Here is a 3066-nt window from a genome sequence, read left to right on the forward strand (position 1 = left end):
CAGCAGCTGCGCGATCAATATTTGCCTAAGCCAACTAATGCAGACTGGTCGGCCGGCAGTGCCAATAATACCGGTGATGCGATTCTTGCCGGCATGAATATTGCGGTGAAAACCGAACATATGGACCATGCCTTTTGGGTTACCACGTATATGGTACCGGGTGAAAAGCTGCCGCGTCTGTCGGTGGTTGAAAAAAGTCTACCTGGCACGATTACCGTCAATGCCGCTGGAAAGCGCATTGCCAATGAATCGCAGAACTACATGGCTTACCAGACCGAGCAATTTGAAAAGCATACTGAAGAAGAGCCCAACAGCCCGCTTTGGATGATCTTTGATCGAAGCTTCCGCGAAGACAATATTGTTGGCCCCTTAATGACCTTAAAAACACGCCCTGATAAGGCGCTACCAAAGCGTTATTTCGATTCGGGCTTTTTGGCAATTGGCAAAACCATTGAGGAAATTGCTGAGAAAACTGGCATTAACGCTGAGAATTTAAGCAAAACAGTCGCCGATTTTAATGGCTTTGCCGCATCCGGCAAGGACCTTGAGCACGGCCGTGGTGACTCTGCCTATGATCGCTACTACGGTAAAGAAGACTGCAAGCCTAACCCTTGTATGGCAGCCCTTGAAAAGGCGCCTTTCTATGCTCTGCGTTGTGAGCCAGGTGACTTTGGTACAGCTGGCGGCTTTGTCATCACTGCTGATGGTCAATGTGTTGATCAACATGATAAGCCGATAAAGGGCTTGTATGCAGCAGGTAATTGCACCTCAGCGGTTTTACCTACTTACCCAGGCCCGGGTTCTACTCTTGGCCCTGCGATGACCTTTGCCTATGCTGCTGCTAAGCATATTGCCAAAACTGCTTGATTGATCGCAGAGCGGCAATGTTCCAGCATTGCTGCTTTTGCTTTTTTTAGATTTGGCTTACTATTACTTTAATAATACCCGCCGTTGAATAACAAGGAGCGATAATGTCTACCATTTTAGCAACAGATCAACCCCCACAAGATGTGCGTTTTCCGCGCGGATGGATCCCAATTGGTTATACCGTGCCTTGGATGACGCCGCCGCCTGCACCGCAGAACCTGCAAGAAGTAAACTATGCCAAGCAAATGCAAGCTGACTATGGCGCCTCGGTTGAAGCGGTATTTGCAGCGCTACAAACGGGCGCTGATGTGGCTGCTGCTATTGATACAGCAAATGCTAAGCAAGACGCTATTTTAGCTGCCATGCATTTTGAGCCAGAGCAGAAGCCTGCAGATTTTCCTGCTGATGAGCGTGGCCCCTGGGAAGTCAATGTGGCTGGCAAAAGCTTGGTGTTGTTTCGTAATAAAGCCGGTGAGTTACAGTGTTTAGAAAACTACTGTATGCATATGGGCGCAAAACTCTCGATTGGTGATTTAACCGACGAAGGTATTCAATGCTCTTTCCATCACTGGGAGTGGAATGGCGACGGTGAGTGTACCTCGATCCCTTACTGCGACAAAATCCCACCGCGCGCTAAAACCGCAAAGTTCCATACCCGTGAGCGTAATGGTTTGGTATTTGTGTGGCACTGTCCAGAAGGCACTGCGCCAACCTGGGAAATTCCTGAAATGGAAGAGTTCAGCTCTGACGAATGGACTGATTGGACGGTTACCACCGAAGTTATTGATACGCATTGGAAAGAGTTGGTCGACAATATTGCCGATAAAGCGCATTTTGGTCCGGTGCATGATGCGCCCTGCGCGCACTTCGATAATGTGTTTGAAGATCACACTGCACTGCAAATCAACGATTGTGACTCTTCAACATTAGGCTTTTTGAAAGCACGCGCCACCTATTATGGCCCGGCCTATCAAATTACCGAATGGGAAGGCTTCTTACCGAAAAACCTCGCCACTGAAGATGGTGAGATGATTTTAAGCCGCATCCAGCAACCCGTTAAAGTGGTTGATGGCACGATCATGGATGGCTATAACTTTCCGGTGCTCGATACCGATTTCAATGCCTTTGGCGGCATTGCAGTTGGCGAAGACGGTAGTTTGACCACGCCGATGGGTGACGCCTTGACGTATAAAGGTCAAAAAGTTGTGCAAACGCCAGGGCCAGTGCATACGGTGAGAATGTTAAATGCGCATATGCCAATTAGCTTGAAAACGCAAGATGTCGAGCAGGGCGATAGTTTCCGATTATTTACTGGCGTTATGCTAAAAATTGCCGATGGTTTATCTGCGGAAGAGGCTGCGCAAGTCGGTGCAGCATATGCGACTGCGTCAATGCATGCATTCTTCCAAGACGTGTGGATTTGGAAAAACAAGCGTTATGAGTCAAATCCAGTGCTTTGTGCAGGCGATGGCCCAATCAACAAGCTGCGTAAAAACTGGTACTCACAGTTTTATACCGTAGCCGGTGAAAAAAGCAATGAGGCTGCCGCATAATAGCTGATGAGTAGAACGCTATATTTGCTGTAATTATAATATAAAAAGCCCGCGCAAGCGGGCTTTTTTGTATCTGCATGGCGAGGGAAATGTAGTTTATAGGAACAAGACAAAGGCTGCGATAGTCAGTCGCCAAAGCGCATCATTAGGCCTAAATTATCTTTCGAGTCAGCATATTTCATGGCCTCGTCTTTGCTAATTTTTTGCTGCATATATAAGCCATAGAGAGCCTGATCAAAAGTTTGCGAGCCATCGTCGTTGTCTTTCACCATAGCATCATTGATCTCATCAATTTTACCTAGCTTAATCAACTCCTGCACAAAAGGTGTGACCATTAAAATCTCAATCGCCGGCACGCGTCTGCCATCGGTTGTGGTCACTAGGCGCTGACAAATAACCGCCTTTAGGTGCTCGGATAGGTCAGAGCGCACTTGCTTGTGTAATTGCTCAGGAAATAAATTCACGACGCGGTCCAGAGCCTGGCGGGCATTATTAGCATGCAGGGTGGTGTAGCACTGATGCCCGGTCTCGGCAAAGGTAATTGCGTATTTCATGGTCTCCATATCACGGCACTCGCCAATCAAGATGGCGTCTGGTGCTTCGCGCATGGCAGATCGAAGCGCATCTAAATAGCTGTGAGCATCTA

General features: G+C 48.0%; 3 protein-coding genes. 2 read left to right on the top strand and 1 reads right to left on the bottom strand.

Going from position 1 to position 3066, the window contains the following annotated elements; translation table 11 throughout:
- Positions 1 to 867 (top strand): FAD-binding protein (locus HRU21_12400; GenBank protein NRA43090.1); only part of this gene is annotated, 867 nt, incomplete at its 5' end.
- 104 nt (positions 868 to 971) lie between these two features.
- Positions 972 to 2420 (top strand): Rieske 2Fe-2S domain-containing protein, encoded by a 1449-nt coding sequence (locus HRU21_12405; GenBank protein NRA43091.1) that lies wholly within the window; start codon positions 972 to 974, stop codon positions 2418 to 2420.
- Positions 2421 to 2545: 125 nt separating this feature from the next.
- On the opposite strand, the gene tadA is transcribed toward HRU21_12405, so the two are convergent.
- A partial coding sequence (tadA, locus tag HRU21_12410) for a Flp pilus assembly complex ATPase component TadA (protein NRA43092.1) occupies positions 2546 to 3066 on the bottom strand: 521 nt, incomplete at its 5' end.

The sequence above is a fragment of the Pseudomonadales bacterium genome, assembly GCA_013215025.1.
Lineage (GTDB): Bacteria > Pseudomonadota > Gammaproteobacteria > Pseudomonadales > DT-91 > DT-91.

Coding starts and splice junctions, on each gene's coding strand:
- HRU21_12405 (NRA43091.1), top strand. CDS start 972: ATGTCTACCATTTTAGCAACAGATCAACCCCCACAAGATGTGCGTTTT.